A 2607-nucleotide genomic window follows, 5' to 3' on the forward strand; every position below is an offset into this window, starting at 1 on the left:
CAGTGCGTCGAACTCGTCTGCGTCGACCGACGATGCGGCGAAGAGCGAGGCGCTGGACGTGCGGCCATCAAGGTCGCGCTCGAGCCAGGGCTTGATCAAGGTGCGAACGACCACACTGAGCCAGCATCGTGAACCGGTGCGGATCCAGGTTGCCAGTCTGCTTGTCTTGCACCGTCAAACAGAATGAAGGGTTGATAGGGGCTCAACGATGGAGCTCACATAGACATCTCACGTCCATAGCCAAACACAGGCGTTATCCTGCGCGGCCCGTTGAGGATGTTACTCGGAGACGCTATAGTCTTCGACGCTGCTACTGGGAGCGACCTTTGCCAACCATTGCTCGAAGGCTTGGTCGACCTGCTCCGCAAGATCAAGGACCAAATGATGGAGCGGATGCTCCGGGTGGAAGACGGAGGTGCGGGCCGGAGCGGCTGCGCTGAGATCCATTAGTGAGGTCATTTTCTTCTCTTTCCGTTCGTTTCTATGCACAAGGACGCCTGAATTTCCTGGATGTCTTGTGGTGCCATTTGCGTGAGAGCCAAGCACGAGCCTTCTCGTTGCTCTCGATGTTTTCCTTGACCGCTACTGGGAGTGATGCATTCACCAACAGGCTGTCTGCTGAGGCAATTCGGATGCACCACCAAGTAGGAAACCTGTGAGATTTGACAGTTCGCGACTACGACGAGATTCCGATCTCTGCATTCTCCGCCGGGCTTCCCAGCCAATAGCCGTGCTGGAGCGCGGCCGTCGTAAATGTCCCCATGGCCTCGGCAGTCGGCGGACCAGGCGGGAGATCGGCAACCCGACGGCCGACAAAGCGGAAGAAACGTCCCATGCTCGCGCTGGTGACGAGCACAATCGACATAGGTGCTGCCGATGTGTTTCGAAGCGCATGCTTCGCCCCGCTCGGAACGTCGAACACCTCGCCCGCGCCATAGGTGCGCCACGTCGATCCGTCGAATGCGTCCAAAGCACCGGACAGGATCAGCAGGGTCTCCCGTTCAGGATGGCTGTGCAGCGGCACGACGTTCGGCGGCACAACAGAGGATGTGCCGCAATATCCATCCGGATCGTCAACCAGCGGCGTCAGAAACCGGATCTGTGGTCCAAGTATATCGATCGTGTCAGCTTTGCTTAGTGCATCGGACATTGCTCGCCCCTTGTTTGGCTCGTACTCATCGGGAGGTGCCTTCCCGGGCTAAGGGGCCGCTCAGAGCTCTGAGCGGCCCGGACCGGTATGAACATCTTCCATCCTCGACTTGTCAGGGTGAGCCTGACGCTCGCTCGTATCTCGGGTGTGTCCACATCCCCCGAAAACTGTATCGCCGTGTAGGAATAAGGCCGCCTCGCACGCATATGTCGGCGAAGGATGCTGCAACCGCTCTGGTTCCCGGATGTTAGATCCGGACTTCCGCCTTGCTTGTGCTCAAAAAATCATCTGAACCACGTCATTGTGTGCCTGGCTCTTGTTGAGCTCGATGTGACAGCGCTGGCGCAAAGTGTGGAGATCGCTCGTTTGTGGTGCATTGATCGTGTTTTCCACATTTCGCGGGGATATGCCTGCTGCCTCAGGTAAAGCACAGCCCTGCACAGCAGGAGAACCCTTACAGGGCCGAGCTATCGAGCACACAAGCGGCCGACTTCCCGTTCTGCCGCTACGGCTGTATCTTCCATCCGCGATGTGGACTCGATGTACGCGCATGCGAGGCGTGACAAAGACTGCGGCCTCGACAGCTTGGAGTTGCTTACACGGAAGCACTCTTCCATCCCGCGTAGGTCAGGCGGGTCGGCGCCAGGACGTTCAGCCGGATCATCCGGTCCATCGCGTCGACATCGGAGGCAAGGAGCGGAGCCGCTCCGCCGATGCCTGACGAGGCGCCGGTGATCAGGGCGGTGTCCTGGGAAGTCGGTGTGCTCACGTGTGCCCCCTGTTGCTTGGGGTTCTAAAGGCCGTGGATCTCCATGACGGTGGTGGAATATGGATTGCAGGTTCTTCATCCTGCCCTGGTTCGGGGACCTTCCGATTCGGCAGATCAAGCGGCCTTCATTTCAGCCGCGAGGGTGGCCACGAGGTCAGCCGCTGGCAGGGAGCGGGCGAGCGGCGCTCCCTGACCGACCCACTGGGCACCCAAGCCCGGCTCGCCGGCGGACTTGCCGGCGGCGTTGAGGGCCGTCCCCGCATCGTAGGCGATCGGACAGGCCGGGATCTCATGAGCGGGAATGGCAGCGCCGAACGCGGTGAATCGGTTGGCGAGACACAGAGCACGCCTCGCCCAGAACGATGCACCTCACGCCGTCCCGGCGGCCTTTCGGCGGCGGAACTCCGCCACCGGCAAACCGCCCCAGCCCCAGTTGTCCGTCTCGACCTCCTCGATGACCACGAAGGTGGAGTCGACGGGCTTGTTCAGGACGTCGAGCAGCAACTCGCTCACGCCTTTGATGAGCGCGGCTTTCTCCTCGGCGGTTACGGCATTCACGCCAGGTTTGGTCCCCTCGCGGGTCACTTGGATCGTCACGATTGGCATTGTCGTTCTCCTATAAGTGGGTCCGGAGCGCGGGACAGAGTCCTCGCTCCGGTGTGGGGTCAATGACCGGCGCTCTGGCCGC

4 protein-coding genes are annotated in these 2607 nt (G+C 60.7%); all 4 read right to left on the minus strand.

Annotation, left to right across the window (positions count from 1 at the left end; all coding sequences use genetic code 11):
- Window positions 1-279: 279 nt before the first annotated feature.
- The 4 genes from AA309_RS34990 to AA309_RS31530 all read right to left on the minus strand — a co-directional run bounded on the left by AA309_RS34990 (window position 280) and on the right by AA309_RS31530 (window position 2525).
- Complete coding sequence (locus AA309_RS34990) at window positions 280-459, minus strand: hypothetical protein (protein WP_150117876.1); 180 nt, start codon at window positions 457-459, stop codon at window positions 280-282.
- 217 nt (window positions 460-676) lie between these two features.
- Entirely contained in the window at window positions 677-1150 is a 474-nt protein-coding gene (locus AA309_RS31525; RefSeq protein ID WP_052955163.1) for a cupin domain-containing protein, read from the minus strand.
- 595 nt (window positions 1151-1745) lie between these two features.
- Window positions 1746-1919, minus strand: coding sequence for a hypothetical protein (locus tag AA309_RS38035; RefSeq protein WP_425286923.1), 174 nt, complete (start codon window positions 1917-1919; stop codon window positions 1746-1748).
- Between the two features lie 369 nt (window positions 1920-2288).
- A complete protein-coding gene (locus AA309_RS31530) occupies window positions 2289-2525 on the minus strand; it encodes a tautomerase family protein (RefSeq protein ID WP_047192974.1) in 237 nt (78 codons plus the stop codon).
- Window positions 2526-2607: the final 82 nt, after the last annotated feature.

It is taken from the genome of Microvirga vignae (assembly GCF_001017175.1).
Taxonomy (GTDB): Bacteria; Pseudomonadota; Alphaproteobacteria; order Rhizobiales; family Beijerinckiaceae; genus Microvirga; species Microvirga vignae.